This is a genomic window from Oceanicaulis sp. (assembly GCA_040112665.1).
Lineage (GTDB): Bacteria > Pseudomonadota > Alphaproteobacteria > Caulobacterales > Maricaulaceae > Oceanicaulis.
In genome coordinates this window covers 161,511-184,469 of record CP157796.1, presented here as the reverse complement: position 1 = coordinate 184,469, position 22,959 = coordinate 161,511, and the positions used below count along the sequence as shown (strand labels likewise).

The following is a 22,959-nucleotide window of genomic DNA, read 5'->3' as shown; positions in this document are numbered from 1 at the left end:
TCTTCTGTAGTCTCACCACTGTCCCGGAGCGCCGCGCCGGGCTTTCGGGAAGGCCTTCAGCCTTACGGCGGTGAGTCCGCGAAGGGCGGGGCGCTCGACATAGAGATGGGCGATCGCAGCGGCGATGAGCGCGCCCGAAAGCCCCAGCGTCCAGTACACGAGATTGTCCCACGGCCCCGGCGCGCCGAGCTGGAAGGGCCGAACGAGCGCTGCGGGCGCACCCGCGCCGGCGAGCGCCTCGCCAGCCTCGATCTGCACCCGCCGTGCGATGATGAAAACCAGGGTGTGGGCGAGGTAGAGCGCATAGGAGGCGTCGCCGAGAAAGACCAGCGGGCGGGCGATCGCGCGCGGTTTATCAAGCTCCATCGCGGCGAGCCCGTAGATCAGGAGCGTCGCGGGCGCCCCGAACAGCAGGGCCCGGCTCCACCCGCCATGACCGACCCCGTCGGCGGCGATCATCGCCAGCGCGAGCGCGCCGCCGCCGGCGAGTGCGGCGGGCAGGGCGAAACGCTTCACGCCCGATGCGATCAGCAGCGCCGCTGCCGCGCCTGCAGTGAATTCCAGCGTCAGCGGGTGGAAGACAAGCGCAGTGACCGCGCTCGACGCCGTCAGCTCGCCGAAGACGGTCGCGGCGAGCACGACCACCGCCGCCCAGGCGGCGATCGCCATCGGCAGCAGGCGTTGCGGCGCGAGCAGGAGCGCAGCGAAGACGAGGTAGAAATACATCTCGTGAATCAGCGTCCAGCCTACGTTGAGCACGGGCGGGAAGTCCTGCGGGACGAGCGCGAAACTTGCGGCGAGATAGGCGGGGATCGCCTCTTCGGGGACGCCGAACGCAGGCTGGACCGGCGAGCGGGTGGCGGCGAGGCTGATCGCGACGGCGGCTGCGGCGAACACCCACCAGAGCGGATAGATCCGGATGACGCGGGCGGCGAGGAAATCGGCCGCGCTGCGCGCCCCGCGCGGGCGAGCGCGGGTGACATAGACCATGATGAAGCCGGAGATGACGAAGAACACGTCCACGCCCGCAAAGCCGTTGCGGGTGAGCCAGCCGAGTGCGGCTGTCTCTTCAGAACCGGCCAGATCGATTGCGGCCTGCTCAGCCAGGGGCAGGTGATAGAGCGTGACCGCCAGGGCGGCGAGCCCGCGAAGGAGCTGGATGGTGTCGAGCTTCATGTCCGGTCCCGCCCGCTTGCCGTGGGACCGGTTCTAGGCCGCCCGCTCGGCCAGGGCCAGCGTCCGGACCTTACTCGCCCAGGTCTTCCGCGCCCGGAAGGTCGCCGCTTTCAAGCTTGGACTGGAGAAGCTCTGTGGCTGCGGTCACGTCGCCGCCGGCGTTGCCGATGACCGAGGTGATCTGCTCGCGCTGGGTCTGCGCCAGCCAGATGCCCATCACCTGCACGTCGACGACCTGAAGCTCGCCGGCGTCGTTCTCGATGACGCGCCAGTTCACCTCGTACTCGCGACCCTCGGGGCCGCCGGTCACCTTGCTGCGGACCACGTAGTCACCGGGCTTGCGGGTGACCGATCCGGTCACCTCCAGCGTCTGTCCGGCGTAGTTCTGAAGTTCGTTCTCGTAGACCGAGAAGGCGTACTCCCGGAACGTGTCGCGAAACGCGGAGAGTTCGTCCTCTCCGGCGACGCGGCGATACCGGCCGAGCACGAAATCGGTGATCCGGTCGACATCGGCGAGCGTCTGGACCTTGTCGCGGAAATCCGCCCGCACCTGATCGAGCGCGAGCTCGCCCGCTTCCAGCGACTCCAGTGTCGAGATCACCTCCTGTGCGTTCTCGGCGACGAAGCTCTCGGCCTCCTGGGCGGTGGCGTTCTGTGCGAAGACCGGCGCGGCCCAGAGGAAGAGGGCGGCGATCGCGGTCAGGATGACGGGGCGGCGGGTGAGCATGGCGGTTCGTCCTTGCGTGCTGCGCGGGCGGTTCAAAGGACAACGCCGCGCGCGGCCGAACAGAGGTGAATCAATCGAAGTCCGGCAGGTCGTCGAAATCCTCTTCCGAGGGCGCGCCGTCGCGGATCTCGCGTTCGCGCATCTGCCGGTAGGCCGAGCGGAGCTGGACGTACGGGTCGATCGCAGTGCGGTCGAGCTGATCCATCACGCTCTGCGCGCGGGCGCGCTGGTCGATCCCGTTCAGCCCGCGCAGCGCCCAGGCTTCGCCCGAGCTCGAGAACTCCTCATCCCAGTTCAGCGGGTGCGGATACCGGTCCACGAAGCGTCCCGTACCGTCCCTCAGGTTCGACGGGCCCAGAACGGGCAGCATGAGGAACGGGCCCTCCGCGACGCCCCAGACCGCCAGGGTCTGGCCGAAATCCTCGCTGTGCTGAGGGACCCCGGCGCGCTCGGCGAGCGCGAAGATCCCGCCGATCCCGAACACCGTGTCGAAGGCGAAGCTGGTGAGCACGTCGCCGGCGGCGACCAGATCGCCTTGCAACACCTCGTTGGCGAAGAAGACGGGGCGATTGAGATTGCCGAAAAAGTTGCGCACGCCCTGGCGCGCAGGCTCCGGCGTCACCGCTGTGTAGGCCTTCGACGCGGGTTCGATCAGCGCATCGTCCACCGTCTCGTTGAACTGGAAGACCGCCCGGTTGGCCGGCTCGAACGGATCGCCGGCTTCGCGGGCCGCGTCGCTGCTGGCGCAGGCGGACGCCGCGACCGCGGAAAGGGCGGCGATGGTCAGGCTGAAGAAGCGCAAGGCGATCCTCGAGGGCGGCCACAATGTGAAGGTTCCATTAACTGGTTTGGATCGCGGGCAACGTCAACGCCGTGAAACCCGTTCCGTCCGCTGAAACGGCCACCGTGGTTTAAAAGACGCATTGAAACTGCGCGGATAATCGCATAAAGATATCTTTATATCTTGCGGCGGATTATCCGCTGCGCCCGCGACACAGGTGTTTCATGACGATCGCCGCACGCTTCGCACCGGCCGACCGATCGCCGATCAAGGTGAGCTTCGAGTTCTTCCCGCCGAAGAACGAGGACATGGAGGCGCGCCTGTGGGAGTCGATCGGGCGGCTCGAGCCGTTGAACCCGCATTTCGTGTCGGTGACCTATGGCGCAGGCGGCTCCACGCGCGACCGCACGCACCGGACCGTGCGCCGGATCGTCAAGGAAACCGGGATGAAGCCGGCCGCGCACCTGACCTGCGTGTCGGCCACGAAGGACGAGATCAACTCGGTGATCCGGGACTATTGGGACGCGGGCGTGCGCCATATCGTGGCGCTGCGCGGCGATCCGCCTGAGGGGATCGGCGAAAAATACGTCCCCCACGAGGGCGGCTATGCGAACGCGTCCGATCTCGCCGCAGGCATCAAGGCGATCGGCGATTTTGAGATCTCGGTGGGCTGCTATCCCGAGAAACACCCCGAGAGCCCGGATTACGCCTATGATATCGACCTTCTGAAAAAGAAGATCGACAACGGGGCGACCCGCGCGATCACCCAGTTCTTCTTCGAGGCGGACACCTATTTCCGCTATGTCGAACGCGTCCGCAAAGCCGGGATCGACATCCCGATCGTGCCCGGGATCATGCTGCAGCCCAACTTCAAGGGGCTCAAGCGCATGGCCGGCATGTGCGGTTCGTCCATGCCCGACTGGATGGACGAGCTTTATGACGGCCTTGAGGACGATCCCAAGACCCGAGAGCTGGTGACCGCCCATGTGGCCGCCGAGCTCGTCTCGAACCTGGCCGAGGGCGGGGCCGACCAGTTCCACCTCTACACGCTGAACCGCGCCGATCTGGCTCTGTCGACCTGCGCGCTCCTCGGCGTGAAGCCTGAATCTGAAAAGATCGCCGCTTAAACCGAAAGCGACACCATGACCCGACGTGAACGACTCGAAGCGCTCGAGGCGGCCGCCCGCGAACGCGTTCTGGTTCTGGACGGTGCCATGGGCACCCAGATCCAGACCTACAAGCTGTCTGAAGAGGACTATCGCGGCGAGCGCTTCGCGGACTGGCCGTGCTCGGTCCAGGGCAATAACGAGACGCTGAATCTCTCCCGCCCGCAGTTGATCGAGGAGATCCACACCGCCTTCTTCGACGCCGGCGCGGACATGATCGAGACCAACACCTTCTCGGCCACCCGCATCGCCCAGGCCGACTACCAGATGGAGGAGATCGCTGCGGAGATCGCCGAAGCGGGCGCGAAGCTCGCCCGCGCCGCCGCCGACAAGCGCGAGGCGGAGACCGGCGAGCCCAAGGCGGTGCTCGGCGCGATCGGGCCGACCAACAAGACGCTGTCGCTGTCGCCAGACGTCGAAGACCCCGGCTTTCGCGCCGTCACCTTCGACGAGGTGCGCGACACCTACGCCGAGCAGGTCCGCGCGATGGGCCCTCACGTCGATTTCTTCCTGATCGAGACGATCTTCGACACGCTGAACGCCAAGGCCGCGATCAAGGCCATTCTCGATTGCCGCCGCGACGGCTCGGTGGACGCGGAGATCCCGATCATCCTGTCTGGCACCATCACCGACGCGTCGGGCCGCACCCTGTCGGGCCAGACGACAGAAGCGTTCTACAACTCGATCCGCCACGCCAAACCCTGGGCGGTGGGGCTCAACTGCGCGCTCGGCGCCAAAGAATTGCGCCCCTACGTCAAGGAGCTGTCGCGGATCGCCGAGTGCAAGGTGCTCGCCTATCCCAATGCGGGCCTGCCCAACGCCTTCGGCGAATACGACGAGACGCCCGAACAGACCGCCGGCTTCGTGAAGGAATGGGCCGAGGCGGGCTTCGTGAACATTCTGGGCGGGTGCTGCGGCACCACGCCTGACCACATCGCCGAGATCGCAAAGGCTGCGAAGGCCGGCACGCCGCGTACCCCGATAGAGCGCCCGAAAGCCATGCGGCTCTCCGGGCTCGAACCGTTCGAACTGGCTTGAGGACTTGATGACCGAAGAGACGACGACCCAGAGCCGCGCCGTCTTCGTCAATGTCGGCGAGCGGACGAACGTCACCGGATCGGCGCGCTTCCGCAAGCTGATCAAGGAGGGCGACTACGCCACCGCGCTGGAGGTCGCCCGCCAGCAGGTGGAGAACGGCGCGCAGGTCATCGACGTGAACATGGACGAGGGGCTTCTGGACTCGAAAGAGGCCATGGTCACCTTCCTCAACCTCATCGCCGCCGAGCCCGACATCGCGCGGGTGCCGATCATGATCGACTCCTCGAAATGGGAGGTGATCGAGGCGGGCCTGAAATGCGTGCAGGGCAAGGCGATCGTCAATTCGATCAGCCTGAAGGAAGGCGAGGAAGAGTTTCTCGCCCACGCTCACGCCTGCCGCGATTACGGCGCGGCGGTCGTCGTCATGGCCTTCGACGAGGACGGCCAGGCCGACACCGCCAAGCGCAAGATCGAGATCTGCGAGCGCGCCTACAAAATCCTGGTCGATCAGGTCGGTTTCGAGCCCAGCGACATCATCTTCGACCCCAACATCTTCGCGGTCGCGACTGGGATCGAGGAGCACAATAATTACGCGGTCGACTTCATCGAGGCGACCGGCTGGATCCGCGAGAACCTGCCCGGGGTGCATGTCTCGGGCGGCGTGTCGAACATCTCGTTCTCCTTCCGCGGCAACGAGCCGGTGCGCCGGGCGATGCACTCGGTGTTCCTCTACCACGCCATCCAGCGCGGGATGGACATGGGGATCGTCAACGCCGGCCAGCTCGACATCTATGACGAGATCGAGCCCGAGCTGCGCGAGCTGGTCGAGGACGTGATCCTCAACCGCCGCGAGGACGCCACCGAGCGCCTGCTCGAGGCGGCCGAACGCTACAAGGGCGACGGCAAGGCGGAGAAGAAAGAGGATGCGGAGTGGCGCTCCTGGCCGGTGAACAGGCGGCTGGAGCACGCCCTGGTCAAAGGCATCGACGACTACGTGGTCGACGACACCGAAGAGGCGCGCCAGCAGGCCGAACGTCCGCTCCACGTCATCGAAGGCCCGCTCATGGACGGCATGAACGTGGTCGGCGACCTGTTCGGCGCGGGCAAGATGTTCCTGCCCCAAGTCGTCAAGTCCGCCCGCGTGATGAAGAAGGCCGTCGCCCATCTCTTCCCGTACATGGAAAAGGAGCGCGAGGAGCTGGGCCTCGATCAGCAGAGCGCCGGCAAGATCGTCATGGCGACCGTGAAGGGCGACGTGCACGACATCGGCAAGAACATCGTCGGGGTCGTGCTGCAGTGTAACGGCTACGAGGTGGTCGATCTGGGCGTGATGGTCCCCGCCGAGAAGATCCTTCAGACCGCCCGCGAGGAGAACGCCGACGCCATCGGGCTGTCGGGCCTCATCACGCCCTCGCTCGACGAGATGGTGACCGTGGCGCTGGAGATGCAGCGCGAGAGCTTCGACATTCCGCTGCTGATCGGCGGGGCGACGACCAGCCCCGCGCACACCGCGGTGAAGATCGAGCCGAGCTATTCCAAAGCGCCGGTCGTGCACGTTCACGACGCCAGCCGGGCGGTCGGCGTGGTCTCGAAACTTCTCTCCGATGATCAGCGCCAGCCTTACTGGGACGAGCTGAAAGGCAAGTACGCCAAGATCCGCGAGACCCGCGCGCGCACGCAAGGCAGCCGCGACCGGCTGAAGCTCGAAGAGGCGCGGACCAGGGCCTTCGACGCGGACATCGAAGGCTATAAGCCGGTCAAACCGAAAAAGCTCGGCCTCACCACGATCGACGACGTGCGCCTGAAAGACCTGGTCGACTATATCGACTGGACGCCCTTCTTCTTCGCCTGGGACATGAAGGGGACCTATCCGAAAATCTTCGACGATCCCAATCGCGGCGAGGCGGCGCGCGCTCTGTTCGACGACGCACAGGCCATGCTCAAACAGATGGTCGAGGAGGACTGGCTCAGCCCCAAAGGCGTGGTCGGCCTCTGGCCTGCGAGCCGCAAGGGCGACGATCTGGAAGTCTATTCAGACGAGAACCGCGAGACCGCGCTGGGCCGCTTCCACGGCCTGCGCCAGCAGACCAAGAAGGACGGCGACAAGCCGCACTACACGATCTGCGATTTCGTCTCCGCGACCCAACCCGATTATGTCGGCGGTTTCGCGGTGACGGCTGGGGCGGCCGAAGAAGCCTTCATCCAGAAATTCAAGGACGCTAACGACGACTACTCGGAGATCCTGTTCAAGGCGCTCGCCGACCGCTTCGCCGAGGCGTTCGCCGAATACCTGCACGAGCGCGTGCGCAAGGAGCTCTGGGGCTATGCACTGGACGAAGACCTCAGCTGCGAGCAGCTGATCAAGGAAGAATACGCCGGCATCCGCCCTGCGCCGGGCTATCCCGCCCAGCCTGATCACACCGAGAAGGGCCTTCTGTTCGAGCTACTCGAAGCCACCGAACGCACCGGGATCACGCTCACCGAAAGCTGGGCGATGAACCCGCCGGCGTCGGTCTCAGGGCTCTATTTCGCCCATCCCGAGAGCGCGTATTTCGCCGTCGGCCGGATCACGAAGGACCAGGTCGAGGACTACGCCGAACGCAAGGGCTGGACCTTGCGCCGCGCGGAGAAGGAACTCGCCCCGATCCTGGGCTACGACCCGGCCGCCGAGGAAGAAACCGCCGCAGCCGAGGCGGCGGAGTAGGGCGCGGCCGCCTGAAGCCTGACTTCGAAGACGCTGCCGTCGGGCCCGGTCCGGGCGAGCGAGACCTCTCCGCCCATGGCGCGGGCGAGTTCGCGCGCGATCGACAGGCCCAGCCCGCTGCCGCCTGAGGCGCCCGAGCGGCCGAAAGGCTGAAACAGGGTTTCGGCGACCCGGTCGGGCACGCCGGGGCCGGTGTCGGTCAGGCTGAGGATCAGCACGCCACCGGCTTCGCGGCAATCGGCCATGATCGCCGCGTCGGCCCGTCCGTCCATCGCCTGCACCGAATTGCGCACGAGATTGAGTACGATCCGGTGCAGGTGATCGGGATCGGCGAGCGCCCGGGCGTCCTCGGAAATCGCGTTCGACCAGTCCGCCGCCCCGGTCGCGGCGAAAGCGTCCCCGGCCGCGTCGTCTACGGCGTTTCTCAGAGAAACCGGCGCGAGGTCCGGCGCGCGCTCGGCGGAGCGGCCGTATTCCAGCGTGTCCCGGCACAGCCTGATCCCGCGATCGACCGCCCGGACCAGGCGCGCGCCCATCGCCGCGATGCGTTCATCTGTGCTTGTCGCCAGCCGGTCGGAGACGAGCTGGGCGCTCGCGAGCACGTTTCTGAGATCGTGATTGATCCGGGCGACCGCGCCGCCGAGCGCTGCGAGCCTTTCTCTCTGGGCGAAGGCCGCCCGCACTTCGTCCTGCATGGCGGCGAGGGCGGCTTCGGCCTCGCCGATCTCGTCGCGGCGGCGGGCGGCGGGCGACGCGCGTCCCGGCGCGGAGGGATCTTCGGCGAAGGCGGTCATCGCGCGGGCGAGCCGCCGCATGGGCCGCACCAGCAGGATCAGAAGCGCGACGTATAAGAGCCCCGCCGCGAACGCCGCGATGAAGAGCGAGAGCAGGGCGATATTGCGCGAATAGGCCCACAGATCGCGCTTCAGGCCGGCTTCAGGCACGATCACGCTGATCAGCTCGCCGCCGTCGGGCCGCGTGCGCGGCGCGGCCAGGGCGTTGACGTAACGGCCTTCGGGCGCGGTCAGCGTGCCGACGGTCGCGGCGATTGAGTCGAAGAAACCTTCCTCGGTGAGGTCGGCTGTGACGAGCTTCGCCTTGCCGATATCGCCCCCCAGAACCAGCTCGTTCACCCCGTCGGTGATGCGCGCGACCGCCGCCGCGTCCGCGCCGGCGAGCAGCTCGCGCACCATTTCCTCGCCGAGCTCCATGTCCCCGGCGCTTTCCGCGGCGAGGGCGGCGAGATGCGCCGCCTCGGCCCGGTCCATCAGCCATTCGGTGCGGAAGTCTGCTGCGCTGGGAAAGAAGATCAGCACTTCGGCGATCAGCACCGAGATGACGGTCAGCCCGAGCAGCTTGCCGGGCATGGAGACCAGCCCCGCGCGCGCTTTCGCGAGCAGGCCGGGCGGGCGCTGGCCGCGCGCGCCTGGGCTGGGCTGGTCCATTCGCGTCCCCCCGCCCGAAGGCGTCAGTGGAACAGGGTGAGCAGGCGCGACCAGGCTTTCGCCGCCGGGCCGAACACGGTCGGCTCAAAATACTTGCCTGCGGCGCGTTTGAACACTTCCCCGCGCGTCGGGTAGGGCGCGACGGGGCTGGTGAGGTCGCGGACCTTGCCCCCGGACGCCATGACGGCCTGGGCGATCTGCACGATGTCGTCGGCCCGGGCGCCGGCGACGTGCGCGCCGAGGATTTTGCCGCCCTTGCCCAGAACCAGCTTGGCGCCGCCGCGCGTGTCGAGTTCGGCCACCGCCCGGTCGTTGTCGTCGAAGCCGAAGCGGGCGACCGAGACCTTGTCGCCGTGCTGTTCGCGCGCCTCGGCTTCGGTCAGACCGATCCCGGCGGCCGGCGGATCGGTGTAGACCGCCTGCGGGATGGGCTGGCTCGATTGCTTCGTGGGCAGGCCGAAATAGAGGTTTCTGACGATCACCGAGCCATGCCAGCCGGCCAGATGGGTCAGCGCGCCCTTGCCCGCGATGTCGCCGGCCGCATAGACGCGCTTGTTGGTGGTGCGCAGCTTGTCGTCGCAGACCACGCCGGACGGGCTCGTCTCGATCCCGGCCTCTTCCAGCCCCAGCCCCTCGAACACCGGCTCGCGGCCGATCGCGACCAGCAGGTGCGAGCCCGAGATACGTTCGCCGAGGCTTGATGCGACCTCGACGCCGCCGGTCTCGGTCTTCCTGACCGCCTGGGCGCGCACGCCGACCTTCAGCGCGATCCCGTCGGCTTTCAGGCTGTCTGCGACCAGGGCCGCGTGTTCGGGTTCGAAGCGGGAGAGGATCTGCCCGGCCTCGAGGATCGTCACCTGCGAGCCGAGCCGGGCGAAGGCCTGGCCGAGCTCGGTCCCGATCGGCCCGCCGCCCAGAACGATCAGGTGCTCGGGCAGGCGCGCCACGTCCCAGATCGTCTCGTTGGTGAGGTAATCGACCTCGCCGATCCCGGCGATGTTCGGCACCCGCGCGCGAGTGCCAGAGGCGATGACATAGCGCTTGGCCTTCACCTCCACGCTCGCCGAGGCGACGGTCTTCTCGTCGATGAAGCGGGCGCGCTCGCGGATCACCCGAACGCCCATCCCCTCGAAACGCTCCTGGCTGTCGTTGGGATGGATGGCGGCGATGGCGCGGGCGATGTTTTCGCGCACGGCGGTGAAATCGACGCTGACCTCGCCGGTCTTCACGCCCCAGCGGGCGGCGTGGCGCGCCTCATGGGCCTTGTGCGCGGCGGTGAGGACAGCCTTGGACGGCACGCAGCCGAAATTCAGGCAGTCCCCGCCCATTTTATTGGCTTCGAACAGCACCACCTTGCGCCCCAGCAGCGCCGCGCCGGCCGAGCTTACAAGCCCCGCCGAGCCGGCGCCGATCACGCAGAGGTCGGCCTTGATCGTCTCCCGGCTCATCACGCGTCTCCTTGGGTCGGGGCGGGCGCTTTCTTGCCGGTCGCGCGCTTGTAGATCGCCGGAAACACGGCGAGCGCGGCGAACAGCACCAGCGCCAGAATGAGCTCGAGGTCCAAAAGCTCCGTGAACGAGGGGATGCCTTCTTCAACCACGCTCGAGAGCTTGCCCCCGACCGTGGCGTAGACATACGCCCCCGGCGCCATGCCGATCAGCGAGGCGAGCACGAAGGCGCGCAGCGGCACGTTCAGAAGCGCGGTCGCGAGATTGATGACGAAGAAGGGGAAGACCGGGATCAGCCGCAGGATCATGACATAGGTGAACGCGTCCTGGCTGAACCCGTCCTGCAGGCGTTTGACGTAGCCGGGAAACTTTTCGCGCACCCAGTCGGCGAAGGCGTAGCGGGCGGCCAGAAACAGGATGCTCGCCCCGATCGTCGCGCCGACCACCGCGATGCCTGCGCCTAGCCAGGGCCCGAACAGGAAGCCCGCCCCCAGTGTGAACCAGATCGCGCCGGGCACCGAGATCGACACCGCCAGCGCGTAGAAGACCAGATAGACCAGAGCCGCGAGCCAGAGATTGGCCTCCACGAACCCGGTGAAGTCGCGCAGCGCGCCCATCACCGCGTCGGCGTTGAGGTATTGATGGCCGCCGAGCGCGAAGAACGCCGCGAGCCCCAGCGCTAGGACCGCCAGGGGGAGGAGGCGCGTGAGCCAGCCCTTGCGCGGCGCGCCGCCGGTCTCGGTTTCAGTGTCGCGGTCGCCGCTCATGGGGTGGTCCTTTCGCCTGATCGTCAGGCTGGCATATAGCCCGGCCTGTCGTCACGCGCAGTCACGTCCCGGCGGCTGCGTTTCAACTCGGCGTGAGCGATCACTCGCGCGCCGAGAAGGTCTCCCGGTCGGGGTCCTTGCGCCAGACCAGATAGGAGATGACTATCGGCACGATCGTCGCGGCCATCGCGCCGCCCAGCAGCACCGTCCAGCCGATCGTGTCGGGCAGCAGCCAGAGCGCGGCGAGCCCTGCAGCGCCGGCCAGCACCATCAGCCGGCCCGCCCAGCGATGGGTGACGTCCCAGGACTTGTCCGAGGTGAGCGTCCAGGGCGTGCGGAAGCCTGCGAACCAGTTCGGCCGCGCCTTGCCCAGCACGTTGCCGACCGCGATCAGCACCACGGCGGTGACGCTCGCGACGATTTTCGGCATGGCCGCCTGCTGGGCGTCCATCAGTCCGAGCGCGCTCAGCGTCATGGCGCCCTGAACGAGCGTGAGCACGATCATCGTGCTGAAGAAGGCGGTGTAATAGAGCGATGCGGAGCGCCTGAGATTCTTCCCGCGCGGATCGATCAGCGGGGCCAGCCCGAAGAGCACGGCGAAACCGAGCGCGACGGCGGGGATCACCACGAACGCCTCCACCTTGCCGCCGGTGCGGTTCACTGCGCCCGAGGCGTCCCAGTGCACCGGCACCTGCGCGCCCTCGGGCGTGGCGATCCAGCCCCAGGCGGCGAAGCCGGCCATGACCAGCAGAAACGGAATCGAGCCTGTCAGCGCCTTACGCACCATCGTCTGTCTCCTTTTCCTCGCGTCCGCGTCCCAGAACGCTCATCAGAACCGCCAGCGCCTCGTCGGCCACCGACACGTTCAGCCGGTAGCGGATGGTCGTGCCCTCGCGCTCGGCCTGGATCAGCCCGGCCTCTTTCAGCGCCGCGAAGTGTCGCGACATGGTCGGCTTGGACACCGGGAAGGCGTCGGCCAGGTCGCCGGCGCTCATCGGGCCGTTGCGCAGCAATTTCAGAACCTTGCGCCGGACCGGATGGGCGAGCGCCTGGAAAACGTCGGTCATGAGAAAAATTTAGACTCGACGCTAATTAGCGTCAACGCTAAACATGGGTCGATCTGAGAGAAGGGACACCGCCATGAGACTGCTCCGCTTCACGCTCGCTGTGCTCGCCGCCGTAGTGACGGTCGCAGCCGCTCACGCCGACGAAACTGATTTCGCCGGCCGCTGGACCGGAGAACTCGACGCGGGCGCAGCCGTGCTCACGCTCGATCTGGAACTGAGCCGCGATGAGACCGGCTGGACGGGCGTGCTGATCTCCGTCGATCAGGGCGGCGCGCGCATCCCGCTTCAGACGGTGCAGATCGACGGCGACGCGGTGTCGCTCGCCGCTCCGGCGCTGCAGATGCGCTATGAGGGCCGCCTTCAGGACGGCGCGATTTCTGGCGAGTTCCGCCAGGGCGGCCTCGTCGCGCCGCTGGTCTTCGTGCGGACCGGGATCGAAGCGGCGGCCGCGCCGGCCGGTTCGCCGCGCGACCAGAATATGACCGTGCGCTCCGGCGAGGTCGCACTTGCCGGATCGCTTCGCCTGCCTGACGGCGAGGGGCCGTTCCCGGCCGTTGTGATCCTGTCCGGCTCGGGCCCGCAGGACCGGGACGGCACGATCGCCGGCCAGCAGGTGTACAAGGCGCTCGCCGACGCGTTCGAAGCGACCGGGATTGCGAGCCTGAGGCTCGACGACCGGGGCGTCGGCGGATCGGACGCGGTCGCGCCCGCCGCGCCGGCCGATCTCGCGGCTGACGCTGCGGCCGCCCTCGACGCCCTACGCGGGGTCGAGGCGATCAGCTGCGCGGGCTTCGCCGGGCATTCCGAAGGCGCGACCATCGCGCTTCTGGCGGCCGAGGCGTCCGACCCCGCCTTCATCGTCTCGCTCGCGGGCATGTATGGCGGCATGGAGGAAGTGCTGCTCGAACAGGCCGCCGCGATCATGACAGCCGCAGGCATGACCGAAGCGCAGATCGCCGCCAATCAGGCCTTGCAGCACGCCATCTTCGAGGCGATCGAGACCAGCGCGCCCGGCGAAACCCGCGCTGCGATCCGCGCCGCCATGATCGAGGCCGGCGCGCCCGAAGCCCTGGCCGAGCGCGAGGCGGCGACCTGGGGACAGCCCTACGCCGTGGCCATGTTCGACATCGACCCGGCCGCCGCGGCGGCGGCCTATGACGGGCCGCTGCTGGCGATCTTCGCAGAGAAGGACACCCAGGTGCTCGCGGCGGAGAACGCCGCACGGCTGCAGGCGGCCGGCCGCACCGGCGACACCGAGATCGTCACGCTCGACGGCGTCGATCACCTCTTCCAGGCCTCCGAGACCGGCTCCCCGGCGGCTTACGGCTCGGCGGGCCATGCGCTGGAACCGGCTGCAGCCGAGGCGATCGCGTCGCGCACCGCGGCGCTGGCGGCGCGGGCCTGTGCGCAGTGAGGGTTTCAGTGCGCTTTGCGGCGCCGCCGCGCTTGACTGAGACCGCCTGCTCCCGTATGTCCCGCCGCTCGTATTCGGGCCGCCGGGTGACCGGCCGCCGACCCTTCGAGGGAGAGACCAGATGAAGCGCACGTTCCAGCCGTCCAAACTCGTCCGGGCCCGCCGCCACGGCTTCCGCGCGCGCATGGCGACCAAGGCCGGTCGTCAGGTCATCGCGCGCCGGCGTTCCAAGGGCCGCAAGCGGCTCTCGGCCTAAGGGCCTGCCCAGCTTAAAGCCAGCCTACCCGAATCGCGCCGCGCGGATCACGCAGCGGCGCGATTTTTTACGCGCCCGCGATGGCGAGCGCGTCGCCCGGCCCGGCGTCGTCGTCCAGATGCGTCCGCGCGCCGAGGATCCCGACGGCCCCGCCCGCGCCGGTTTCACCGCCACCAAAAAGATCGGCAACGCTGTGGTCCGCAACCGGGCCAAGCGGCGCCTGCGCGAGGCTGCGCGCCTGCTTCTGCCCCTGCACGGGCGGTCGGGAAGCGATTATGTGTTCATCGCGCGCGCCGCGACCCCGGACCGCACCTGGCCCGCCTTGCTTGACGATGTGGAAAGCGCATTGGTAAGCCTCGCGCGCCGCGCGGGCGGACCCGCCCCGGGCGCGGCTTCAGCGGCTGACACGCACACACCGGCGCAGAGCGCCCCGTCTTCGAAGGACCGGCCCCCTCATGGGTGAACATCGCAATCTCATCATCGCCGTCGTCGTGCTGATGGTGTTCATGCTGGGCTACCAGGCCTTCGTGCTCGATCCCATGGCGCGCGAACGCCAGGCCGAGCAGGCCGCGCTGGCCGGCGAAGAGACTGCGGCCGGCGACGACGCGCCGACCGCCGATCCCGCGAGCTTCGGCGTCGGCGAGGCGGTCGTGCCGATCACCCGCGAGGAGGCGCTCGCCACCTCTCAGCGCGTGCCGATCCGCACGCCCGCCCTTCAAGGCTCGATCAACCTCACCGGCGCGCGCTTCGACGATCTCGATCTGTTGCGCTACGACACCGAGCCGGACAACGACATTCCCGTCACCCTGCTGACGCCTGAAGGCGCGCCGGGCGGCCATTACGCGGCGGCGGGCTGGCTGGGCCAGCTGCCCGACCTGCCCGGGCTTTCGAGCGAATGGACGCTGGCCGAGGGCGACGTCCTGACCCCCGACAGCCCCGTCGTGCTGGAATACCGGTCTGGTTATCTGGTGTTCCGCCGCACGATTGAGGTCGACGAGGACTATCTGTTCACCGTCACCGATACTGTGGCCAACACATCGGGCGACGCGATCGCGCTCAGGCCTTATGCGCTGGTGCGCCAGGAAGGCGTGCCGGCCGACCTGCAGAACTTCTTCATCCTGCACGAAGGCGCGGTCGGTGTCGTCGGCGATGAGAGCTTCGATCGCAAATACAACAAAATGGAAGACGAAGGCCGCGGCGACCTGACCGAACGCACCGGCGCGGGCGGCTGGATGGGGCTGACGTCGAAATACTGGCTCGCGGCCGTGGCGCCGGGCGACGAGTCCGTCATTCGCGGTCAGTTCCGCGTGCTCGACCGGCCCGGCCAGCCGGTCTTCGAGGCCAATTACCTGTCGGAGGCGGTGACCATCCCCGCGGGCGGGGTGATCACCAACACCAACCATGTTTTCGCGGGCGCGAAGTCACAGCCGATCCTGGCGCGCTATCAGGACGAGATGGGCATCGAGCGGCTGACCATGGCGATCGACTGGGGGATGTTCTGGTTCTTCACCCGGCCGTTCTTCTCGATCCTGCACTTCTTCTACGGGATCATGGGCAATTACGGCCTGGCGATCATGGCGCTGGTGCTGGGGATCAAGATCGTCCTGTTCCCGCTTAACAACCGCGCCTTCGCCTCCATGGCCAAGATGCGCGCCGTCGCGCCGAAAATGACCGAGATCCGCGAGCGCCATAAGGACAATCCGCAGGCCCAGCAGCAGGCCATGATGGAGCTGTACCGCAAGGAGAAGATCAATCCGGTCGCCGGCTGTCTGCCGATCCTGCCGCAGATCCCGATCTTCTTCGCACTGTACAAGACGGTGTTCATCTCGCTGGACGCCCGCCACGCGCCCTTCTTCGGCTGGATCGAGGACATGAGCGTGGCCGACCCCACGAACATGTGGAACCTGTTCGGCCTTCTGCCCTACGACCCGTCCGGCGTGCCGATCATCGGCGGGGTGCTGGCCATCGGCCTGTGGCCGCTGATCATGGGCGTGACCATGTGGGCCCAGCAATCGCTGAATCCGCCGCCGCCCGACAAGATCCAGCGCCAGATCTTCGCCTTCCTGCCGATCGTGTTCACGATCGTCATGGCGCCGTTCCCCGCCGCGCTGATCATCTACTGGTCGTGGAACAACCTTCTGACCGTCGGCCAGCAATACATCATCATGCGCCGACAGGGGCAGGAGACCGAACTCGACAAGCACGTCGCCCGGATCGCCGCGAAGCTGCAAGGAAAGCCTGCGCCGAGCTTCGACGACGAGGGCGCGGGGTCGACCCTCAAGGAGAAAGTCTCCGTCATCGAAGGCAAGGCGCTGACCGACGGGGCGCGCGACGACGCGGTCGCCACGCCCGACCCGGCCAAGGGCGATGGGGCGGCCGCGCAGACCGCCGGCGACAGCCCGGCGGGCGAAGCGGCGGCCCGGCCCGAGGACGACACCGTGCAGGGCGAGGCGAAAGCCGACGACGCCAGGCCCGAGCCGTCCAAGCCTGCGGGCGCGCGCACCCGGTCCAACCCGGCGGCGAAGAAAAAGCGTCCCGCGCCCAAGAAAAAGCCGAGAAGCTAGGCCGTGAGCGAAGACGGCGACCGCGCGGCGGAACAAGCGGCTCGCCTGGAAGCGGGCCGCAAGCTCTTTGCTGGGCCGTGCGATTTCATGCTCGGCGCGGTGAGTTTGGACACCTTGCCGCCCCCGACCTCGCCCGAAGTCGCCTTCGCGGGCCGGTCGAACGTGGGCAAGTCCTCGCTGATCAACGCGCTGACCGGCCGCAACCGTCTGGCGCGGGCCTCCAACGAGCCGGGGCGCACGCGCGAGCTGAATTTCTTCGACCTCGGCGGCCGCCTCAGAATCGTCGACCTTCCCGGCTACGGCTTCGCCAAGGCGCCCAAGGACGTCGTGCAGCGTTGGACCCGGCTGACCAAGGCCTATCTTAGAGGCCGGGTTAACCTCAAACGGGTCATCCTGCTGATCGACGCGCGCCACGGCGTGAAGACGGTGGATGAGGCGATCATGAAAGCGCTGGACGAGTCTGCGGTGGTCTATCAGGTGGTCCTGACCAAGATCGACAAGCTCAAGCCCGCCGAAGCCGAGGCGCGGCTGGCGGAAACCGACGCCAAGCTCAAGCGCCGGCCGGCGGCCTATCCGGTCGTGGTCGCGACCTCCAGCTCCAAGGGCGAGGGCATACCCGAGCTGCGCGCCGAAATCGCCGAGATCGCCGTCCAGGCGGAGGGCTGAGCCATGCGCCTTGTTCTGATCGCGCTCGCCGCCGCGTTCGGCGGCCTCGCCTTCGCCAGCCCCGCCAGCGCCGGGCAGGTCTGCAACGAGACCAGCTACGTCGTCGACGTCGCCAAGGCCTGGCGCACGCCGTCAGGCATCGCCGCGGAAGGCTGGGCGCGGGTCATGCCCGGCGGTTGTGCGGAGATCGGGCCCGGCGCGGATGTCGACCAGTATCTCTACGCCCGCTCCACCCCGGCCTATCTGGGCGGGGTGCGCGAATGGCGCGGCGCGCTGGACGTCTGCGTGGACGAGGCGGACTTCTCCATCGAGGGCGTGGCCGATTGCGCCGCGCTGGGTCTGGAGACCCGGCAATTCCGCCAGCTGAGCGAGCCTGAACGCACCCGCGCCGTGCTCGTCGAACTCGAGGATTATCGCGACCGGGCCGAGGAGGCGGGGCTGCAGCGGCTTTTGCAGGCCGCCGGCTACGACATCCGCGTCATCGACGGATACGCCGGCCGACGCACGCGGCGGCAGGTCGATGCGTTTGAATCCGACGCGGGACGGAGTTTCGGCGCGGACCGCGCCGCGCTGATCGAGGCGCTGCACGCCCGCGCGCTCGAGCGCAACGCAAACGCGGGCCTGCGCATTTGCAACGAGGCGGGCGCGCCGGTCGCCGCCGCGGTCACCCGCGCCAGTGGCGAGGGGTACGAGACGCGCGGCTGGTGGCGGGTGGAACCCGGCGCCTGCGCGCAGGCTCTGGCCGAACGGCTGACCGCAGGCGAAGTGTTCGTTCACGCGCGGCTTCTGGGGCAGGGCGGGGCGATGCGGCCCATGGCGGGCGGAACTGAAACCTTCTGCGTGGCGCCGGGCCGGTTCTCCACCGACCTTCGCGCGGATTGCGCAGCCAGCGGGTTCGAGGCGGCCAGGTTCGCGCCGGCGCCCGACCCTCAGAACGGCGGGGCCGTCCTTCGGCTCGGCGGTACCGATTTCGAGGAGGCTCTGCCTTGAGCCGCATCGTGAAGCTCGACCATGTCGACACCTGGGTGTTCGACCTGGACAACACGCTCTACCCCGCCGACGCGGAGATCATGACCCAGGTCGACCGGCGTATGACCGAATACGTCATGCAGCTGCTCGATCTCGAACGCGACGCCGCGCGCAAGGTGCAGAAGACCTACTGGCACGATTACGGCACGACGTTGAACGGGCTGATGGCGAACCACAAGGTCGACCTTCGCGAGTTCCTGGACTTCGTCCATGACGTCGACCATGACGTGATCACGCCCGATCCGGTCCTCGCCGATCATGTGCGCCAGCTCGAAGGCCGCAGGCTCGTCTTCACCAACGGCAGCTTCAAGCACGCCGAGAAGGTGATCGACCGGCTGGGGCTGAACGGATTGTTCGACGATCTCTACGACATCGAGGCGGGCGATTTCACGCCCAAGCCCCAGCGCGAGAGCTTCGAGCGCTTCACCTCGAAATTCGGCTTCGACCCCAAGGGCGCGGTGATGTTTGAGGACAGCGCGCGCAATCTCGAAACCGCCGCCGGGCTGGGCTACACCTGCGTGCTCGTGCGCGCGCCGATCGAGATCCCCGACGGGGAGACCGCAGGGCCTGGCGCGGAGTTCGACCACGTGCACTACACCGCCGACTGCCTGAGAACCTTCCTGGGCGACTGGCACGACGTCCGCACCAGAAAGACCGGATGACCCCATGAGCTTCGATCCCGCCCTTCAGACCGTCATCGACACCGCCTGGGAGGAGCGCGAGGCGCTGACCCCGCAGAGCGGCGGCGAAGTGCGCGAGGCGGTGGAAGCCGCGATCGCGGCGCTTGATTCCGGTGAGGCGCGGGTCGCAAGCCGCGAAGACGGCGGCCGCTGGGTCGTCCACGAATGGCTGAAAAAGGCGGTGCTGCTGAGCTTCCGCCTCAACCCCAACCGCCTGGTCGAGGGCGGCGTGGACGGCGGGCCCTGGTTCGACAAGGTGCCCAGCAAGTTCGCCGGCTGGGGCGAGGCGGAGTTCAAGGCCGCCGGCTTCCGCGCCGTGCCGCCTGCGGCCGTCCGCCGCGGCGCGTTCGTGGGCAAGGGCGCGGTGCTGATGCCCTCCTACGTCAATATCGGCGCCTATGTGGACGAAGGCACGATGGTGGACACCTGGGCCACGGTCGGCTCCTGCGCGCAGATCGGCAAGAACGTTCACATCTCCGGCGGCGCAGGCATCGGCGGCGTGCTCGAACCGCTGCAGGCGAGCCCTGTGATCATCGAGGACGGCTGCTTCATCGGCGCCCGCGCCGAAGTGGCCGAAGGCGTGATCGTCCGCGAAGGCTCGGTGCTGTCGATGGGCGTGTATCTCGGCGCCTCGACCAAGATCGTCAATCGAGAGACCGGCGAGATCACCCGCGGCGAGGTGCCCAGCTTCTCCGTCGTCGTGCCCGGAACCCTGCCCGGCAAGGACGGCGGCCCGAACCTTTACTGCGCCGTCATCGTCAAGCGCGTGGACGCCCAGACCCGGTCGAAGACCAGCGTGAACGCGCTTTTGCGCGATTAGGCCTTTTCGCCCTGCACGTACTGGACGTCACGGCGGCGCTCGGGGCCCTCGCGGGGTTCGGTTTTTCTGCGTCTGTCCGGGCCGAAGAACTCCCCGGCGCGCACGAACGCGCGCGGGCTGTTCACGATCGACGCGAACTTGGTCCATAGCTCTTTCGCCGAAAGCGGTTTCGCGCACACTTCCGTCACGCCTGCGTCGCGGGCGGCCGCCACACGCCAGTGCTCGGTATAGGCGCTGACCATCACGATCGGGGTGAGGGCGTTTTTCGAACTCGCGCTCTTGCGGACCAGCCGGGTGAAGTCGAGCCCGTCGATCGTAGGCATGTGATAGTCGATCACGATCAGGTCGAACGCGCAGTCGTCGCAAGCGCGTAACCCAGCCGCGGCGTCGCTGTGCACCTCGACCACGCCCACGCCGAAGCCGCGGAACATGTCCTGCACGATCCGGCCCATATGGCCGTTGTCGTCGACCACGCAGATCCTCACGCTTCTGAGCCGGCCGGGTTCGCACCCGCTGAAAGTACGTTCCATCATCCGCTCATGGCTCAGGACGACGCCATGCGCCAGCGTTCGCCGCGCATACGGTTGCCGGGCGGTTTATCCTGCCCCCCGCCCATGGCGCCCGCGCCCTAATCGGCCTATCTCTGCGGCCATGACCGATGCGCCTGTTCTCGACGACCTCGCCGATCCCATTCCGCTCGCCCGCCGGCTGATCGCCGCGCCGTCGGTGACGCCGGCTGATGAAGGCGCGCTCGACACGCTTCAGGGCGCGCTCGAGCAGCTGGGGTTCTCCTGTGAGCGCTTCAGGTTCGAGGAGGTCGACAATCTTTACGCCCGGCTGGGGACCGCCGCGCCGGTCTTCGCCTTCGCCGGCCACACAGACGTCGTCCCGCCCGGGCCTGAGACCGAATGGACCGAGCCGCCGTTTTCCGGATCGGTGAAGGACGGCGTGCTGTGGGGCCGCGGCGCGTCCGACATGAAGGGTGCGGTGGCCGCCATGGTCGCGGGCGTCGCGCAGTATATGAAAGATCACGGCGCGCCGGCCGGCTCGATCGCCTTCCTGATCACCGGCGACGAGGAAGGCCCCGGCGTGAACGGCACCAAGCGGCTGATGGCCGCTTTGCACGAACGCGGCGAGCGCTTCGATCACTGCCTGGTCGGCGAGCCGACCAATCCGCACACGCTGGGCGAGACGATCAAGGTGGGCCGCCGCGGCTCCCTGAACGCGGTGGTCACGGTGAAGGGCCGGCAGGGCCATGTCGCCTATCCCGACAAGGCGGAGAACCCGATACCCCCGCTCATGGATTTTCTGGCCCGGCTGACCGCGCGCAGGCTCGACGACGGCGCGCCGCACTTCCAGCCCTCCAATCTGGAAGTCACCACGATCGATGTCGGCAACGCGGCCCATAACGTCATCCCCGGCGAGGCGCGCGCGAAATTCAACATCCGCTTCAACACCGCGCACCAGGGCGATGATCTCAAGCGCTGGATCGAGGACGAAGCGAAAGCGGTGGGGCTGGACTTCGCCGGCAAGATCGAGCTCGATCTCAAGGTCACCGGCGAGGCCTTCCTGACCCGAAGCGGCCCGTTCACCGACCTTCTGAAAGCTGCGGTGAGCGAGGTGACTGGCCAGGAGCCCGCCCTGACCACCGGCGGGGGCACGTCCGACGCCCGCTTCATCAAGGATTACTGCCCCGTCGCCGAGTTCGGCCTGGTCGGCGCGACCATGCATCAGATCGACGAGCGCGTTCCGGCCGCCGACGTCACCGCGCTCGCGGCGATCTACGCGCGCGTTCTGAACCGCTATTTCGAGACCTTCGCCGCATGAGCGCGGACGCGCCGCGCCCGAGCCTTCTGGCCGAAACCCTCGCCTCGGCGCGCGGGGTCTGGCGCATGCTGACCTTCCGCAGCGACTGGAAGAGCTATTTCAACGTCACCGAAACCGGCGTGGCGCGGTCGTTCCTGGGCGTGGTGCTGGCGTTGCCGGCGTTCGCGCTGCTCGTCGCCTCGGTCAATCACTTCGCCGCGGAGAACCCCGCCATCGCCTCGGCCGAGGCGCGCATCACCGGGATCGAGGCGCTGGCGATCTGGGCCCGCTTCTGGCTCGTCTTCCCGGTGCTCGCCGCGATCATGGCGATGGTGCTGAACGTGCGTGGCCGGTTCGCGAGCTGGCTCGTCGCCCATAACTGGGCGGTCTTCGTCCTCATCCATCTGCAGGCGGCCTACTGGGCGCTTTATGCGGCCGGGCTCGCCGACGCGCAGGCGCTGGGCTCTCTGGTGGCGATCTATCAGATGGTCCGGCTCTACGTGCACTGGCGCGTCGCCCACGCCGCGCTGGGCCTGCCGATCGGGCTGTCCACGCTGGCAGCCGCCGTGCCGCTGATCGCCGATTACCTGATCATGGCCGCGCTCTAGCCGGGCTCAGCGCTCACCGTATCTGACGAAGTCGAGATAGAGCCCGTCGGGCGGCGCCACCGGCCCGCAGCGCGTGCGGTCGGCCGCGTCCAGCGCCGCCTTGAAGTCGGCCGGGCTCCACTTGCCTAAGCCCACCTCCACCAGCGATCCGGTGATCGAGCGGACCTGGCGGTGAAGAAAGCTGATCGCCTCGACCACGATCTGGATTTCCCCGCCGGGAAGGGCGGTGACCACCGCCTTGTCCATAGATTTCACGGGGCTGTCGGCCTGACACTGCGCGTCGCGGAAGGTGGTGAAATCATGCGTGCCCAGAAGATGCTGCGCCGCGGCGTGCATCGCCTCGGCGTCGAGCGGCCGGGCGATCCGCCAGGCCTTGCCCCGGTCCAGCGCCAGCGGCGCGCGCCGCGACACGATGCGGTAGACATAGCCCCGCCGCGTCGCCCCGAACCGGGCGTGGAACTCGTCGCCCACCGCCTCGGCCTTTAGGATCGCGACCGGGTCGGGCTTGAGATGATGGTTCAGCGCATCGCGCACTTTGTCTGCGGGCAGCGCCTTCTCAAGATCCAGATGGGCCACCTGGCCCAGCGCATGAACCCCGGAATCGGTGCGCCCCGCGCCATAGACGTCGCTCGCGCCTGGATCGAGCCTGCGCGCAGCCGCCTCGATCGCAGCCTGCACGCTCGGCCCGTTCTCCTGACGCTGCCAGCCCACGAAAGGCCCGCCGTCATACTCGATGGTCAGCTTGTAGCGCGGCATGGGCCGCTATGTGCGGCGAAAGGGAGGGAAGGGCAAGCGGG

21 protein-coding genes and 1 pseudogene are annotated in these 22,959 nt (G+C 67.9%); 12 read left to right on the top strand and 10 right to left on the bottom strand.

Features of this window, described 5'->3' with window-relative positions:
* Positions 1 to 12 precede the first annotated feature (12 nt).
* From ABL308_01000 to ABL308_00990, 3 genes are all read right to left on the bottom strand, one after another.
* Positions 13 to 1,176 carry an acyltransferase gene (locus ABL308_01000; GenBank protein ID XBQ16466.1) on the bottom strand — a complete coding sequence of 388 codons (1,164 nt, stop codon included), beginning with the start codon at positions 1,174 to 1,176 and terminating at the stop codon, positions 13 to 15.
* Between the two features lie 70 nt (positions 1,177 to 1,246).
* The gene (locus ABL308_00995; protein ID XBQ16465.1) at positions 1,247 to 1,903 is read right to left on the bottom strand and encodes an ABC transporter substrate-binding protein; all 657 of its coding nucleotides are present in this window, start codon (positions 1,901 to 1,903) and stop codon (positions 1,247 to 1,249) included.
* 70 nt (positions 1,904 to 1,973) lie between these two features.
* Complete coding sequence (locus tag ABL308_00990) at positions 1,974 to 2,705, bottom strand: VacJ family lipoprotein (protein ID XBQ16464.1); 732 nt, start codon at positions 2,703 to 2,705, stop codon at positions 1,974 to 1,976.
* Between the two features lie 203 nt (positions 2,706 to 2,908).
* On the opposite strand from ABL308_00990, the gene metF reads away from it, so the two are divergent.
* Together metF and metH are read left to right on the top strand one after the other, a co-directional pair.
* The gene (gene metF / locus ABL308_00985) at positions 2,909 to 3,811 is read left to right on the top strand and encodes a methylenetetrahydrofolate reductase [NAD(P)H] (protein XBQ16463.1); all 903 of its coding nucleotides are present in this window, start codon (positions 2,909 to 2,911) and stop codon (positions 3,809 to 3,811) included.
* 15 nt (positions 3,812 to 3,826) lie between these two features.
* Positions 3,827 to 7,592: pseudogene (gene metH / locus ABL308_00980) on the top strand (methionine synthase).
* Here metH and ABL308_00975 read toward each other — a convergent pair.
* The 5 genes from ABL308_00975 to ABL308_00955 form a co-directional block, all read right to left on the bottom strand.
* Entirely contained in the window at positions 7,541 to 9,037 is a 1,497-nt protein-coding gene (locus ABL308_00975) for a HAMP domain-containing sensor histidine kinase (GenBank protein XBQ16462.1), read from the bottom strand. The pseudogene metH and the gene ABL308_00975 overlap by 52 nt on opposite strands.
* 23 nt (positions 9,038 to 9,060) lie before the next feature.
* Positions 9,061 to 10,485, bottom strand: coding sequence for an FAD-dependent oxidoreductase (locus tag ABL308_00970; protein XBQ16461.1), 1,425 nt, complete (start codon positions 10,483 to 10,485; stop codon positions 9,061 to 9,063).
* On the bottom strand, positions 10,485 to 11,252 hold the full coding sequence (locus tag ABL308_00965) for a TVP38/TMEM64 family protein (protein XBQ16460.1): 768 nt from the start codon (positions 11,250 to 11,252) through the stop codon (positions 10,485 to 10,487). The genes ABL308_00970 and ABL308_00965 overlap by 1 nt, the downstream gene beginning before the upstream one ends.
* A 100-nt stretch (positions 11,253 to 11,352) precedes the next feature.
* Entirely contained in the window at positions 11,353 to 12,039 is a 687-nt protein-coding gene (locus tag ABL308_00960) for an SdpI family protein (protein ID XBQ16459.1), read from the bottom strand.
* Positions 12,029 to 12,319, bottom strand: a complete 291-nt coding sequence (locus ABL308_00955) for an autorepressor SdpR family transcription factor (protein ID XBQ16458.1) — start codon at positions 12,317 to 12,319, stop codon at positions 12,029 to 12,031. The genes ABL308_00960 and ABL308_00955 overlap by 11 nt, the downstream gene beginning before the upstream one ends.
* A gap of 73 nt (positions 12,320 to 12,392) precedes the next feature.
* Between ABL308_00955 and ABL308_00950 the strand changes: the two genes are divergently transcribed.
* The 8 genes from ABL308_00950 (at position 12,393) to dapD (ending at position 19,748) form a co-directional block, all read left to right on the top strand.
* Positions 12,393 to 13,733: an alpha/beta hydrolase gene (locus ABL308_00950; protein ID XBQ16457.1), complete on the top strand. Its 1,341-nt coding sequence runs from the start codon at positions 12,393 to 12,395 to the stop codon at positions 13,731 to 13,733.
* Positions 13,734 to 13,854: 121 nt separating this feature from the next.
* Positions 13,855 to 13,989 (top strand): 50S ribosomal protein L34, encoded by a 135-nt coding sequence (rpmH, locus tag ABL308_00945; protein XBQ16456.1) that lies wholly within the window; start codon positions 13,855 to 13,857, stop codon positions 13,987 to 13,989.
* 4 nt (positions 13,990 to 13,993) lie between these two features.
* Positions 13,994 to 14,452: a ribonuclease P protein component gene (rnpA, locus tag ABL308_00940; protein XBQ17695.1), complete on the top strand. Its 459-nt coding sequence runs from the start codon at positions 13,994 to 13,996 to the stop codon at positions 14,450 to 14,452.
* Positions 14,445 to 16,553 (top strand): membrane protein insertase YidC, encoded by a 2,109-nt coding sequence (yidC, locus tag ABL308_00935; GenBank protein XBQ16455.1) that lies wholly within the window; start codon positions 14,445 to 14,447, stop codon positions 16,551 to 16,553. The genes rnpA and yidC overlap by 8 nt, the downstream gene beginning before the upstream one ends.
* A gap of 87 nt (positions 16,554 to 16,640) precedes the next feature.
* Positions 16,641 to 17,219, top strand: coding sequence for a ribosome biogenesis GTP-binding protein YihA/YsxC (gene yihA / locus ABL308_00930; protein XBQ17694.1), 579 nt, complete (start codon positions 16,641 to 16,643; stop codon positions 17,217 to 17,219).
* A gap of 3 nt (positions 17,220 to 17,222) precedes the next feature.
* Positions 17,223 to 18,209, top strand: a complete 987-nt coding sequence (locus tag ABL308_00925) for a DUF1036 domain-containing protein (GenBank protein ID XBQ16454.1) — start codon at positions 17,223 to 17,225, stop codon at positions 18,207 to 18,209.
* On the top strand, positions 18,206 to 18,910 hold the full coding sequence (locus tag ABL308_00920) for a pyrimidine 5'-nucleotidase (protein XBQ16453.1): 705 nt from the start codon (positions 18,206 to 18,208) through the stop codon (positions 18,908 to 18,910). Before ABL308_00925 ends, ABL308_00920 begins: the two co-directional genes overlap by 4 nt.
* Before the next feature lie 4 nt (positions 18,911 to 18,914).
* The gene (dapD, locus tag ABL308_00915; GenBank protein ID XBQ16452.1) at positions 18,915 to 19,748 is read left to right on the top strand and encodes a 2,3,4,5-tetrahydropyridine-2,6-dicarboxylate N-succinyltransferase; all 834 of its coding nucleotides are present in this window, start codon (positions 18,915 to 18,917) and stop codon (positions 19,746 to 19,748) included.
* On the opposite strand, the gene ABL308_00910 is transcribed toward dapD, so the two are convergent.
* Positions 19,745 to 20,278 (bottom strand): response regulator, encoded by a 534-nt coding sequence (locus ABL308_00910; GenBank protein ID XBQ16451.1) that lies wholly within the window; start codon positions 20,276 to 20,278, stop codon positions 19,745 to 19,747. The two genes, dapD and ABL308_00910, sit on opposite strands and share 4 nt — an antisense overlap.
* A gap of 121 nt (positions 20,279 to 20,399) precedes the next feature.
* Between ABL308_00910 and dapE the strand changes: the two genes are divergently transcribed.
* Positions 20,400 to 21,575 carry a succinyl-diaminopimelate desuccinylase gene (gene dapE / locus ABL308_00905; protein XBQ16450.1) on the top strand — a complete coding sequence of 392 codons (1,176 nt, stop codon included), beginning with the start codon at positions 20,400 to 20,402 and terminating at the stop codon, positions 21,573 to 21,575.
* On the top strand, positions 21,572 to 22,162 hold the full coding sequence (locus tag ABL308_00900; protein ID XBQ16449.1) for a hypothetical protein: 591 nt from the start codon (positions 21,572 to 21,574) through the stop codon (positions 22,160 to 22,162). Before dapE ends, ABL308_00900 begins: the two co-directional genes overlap by 4 nt.
* 6 nt (positions 22,163 to 22,168) lie before the next feature.
* On the opposite strand, the gene truA is transcribed toward ABL308_00900, so the two are convergent.
* Positions 22,169 to 22,918, bottom strand: a complete 750-nt coding sequence (truA, locus tag ABL308_00895) for a tRNA pseudouridine(38-40) synthase TruA (GenBank protein ID XBQ16448.1) — start codon at positions 22,916 to 22,918, stop codon at positions 22,169 to 22,171.
* Positions 22,919 to 22,959 lie beyond the last annotated feature (41 nt).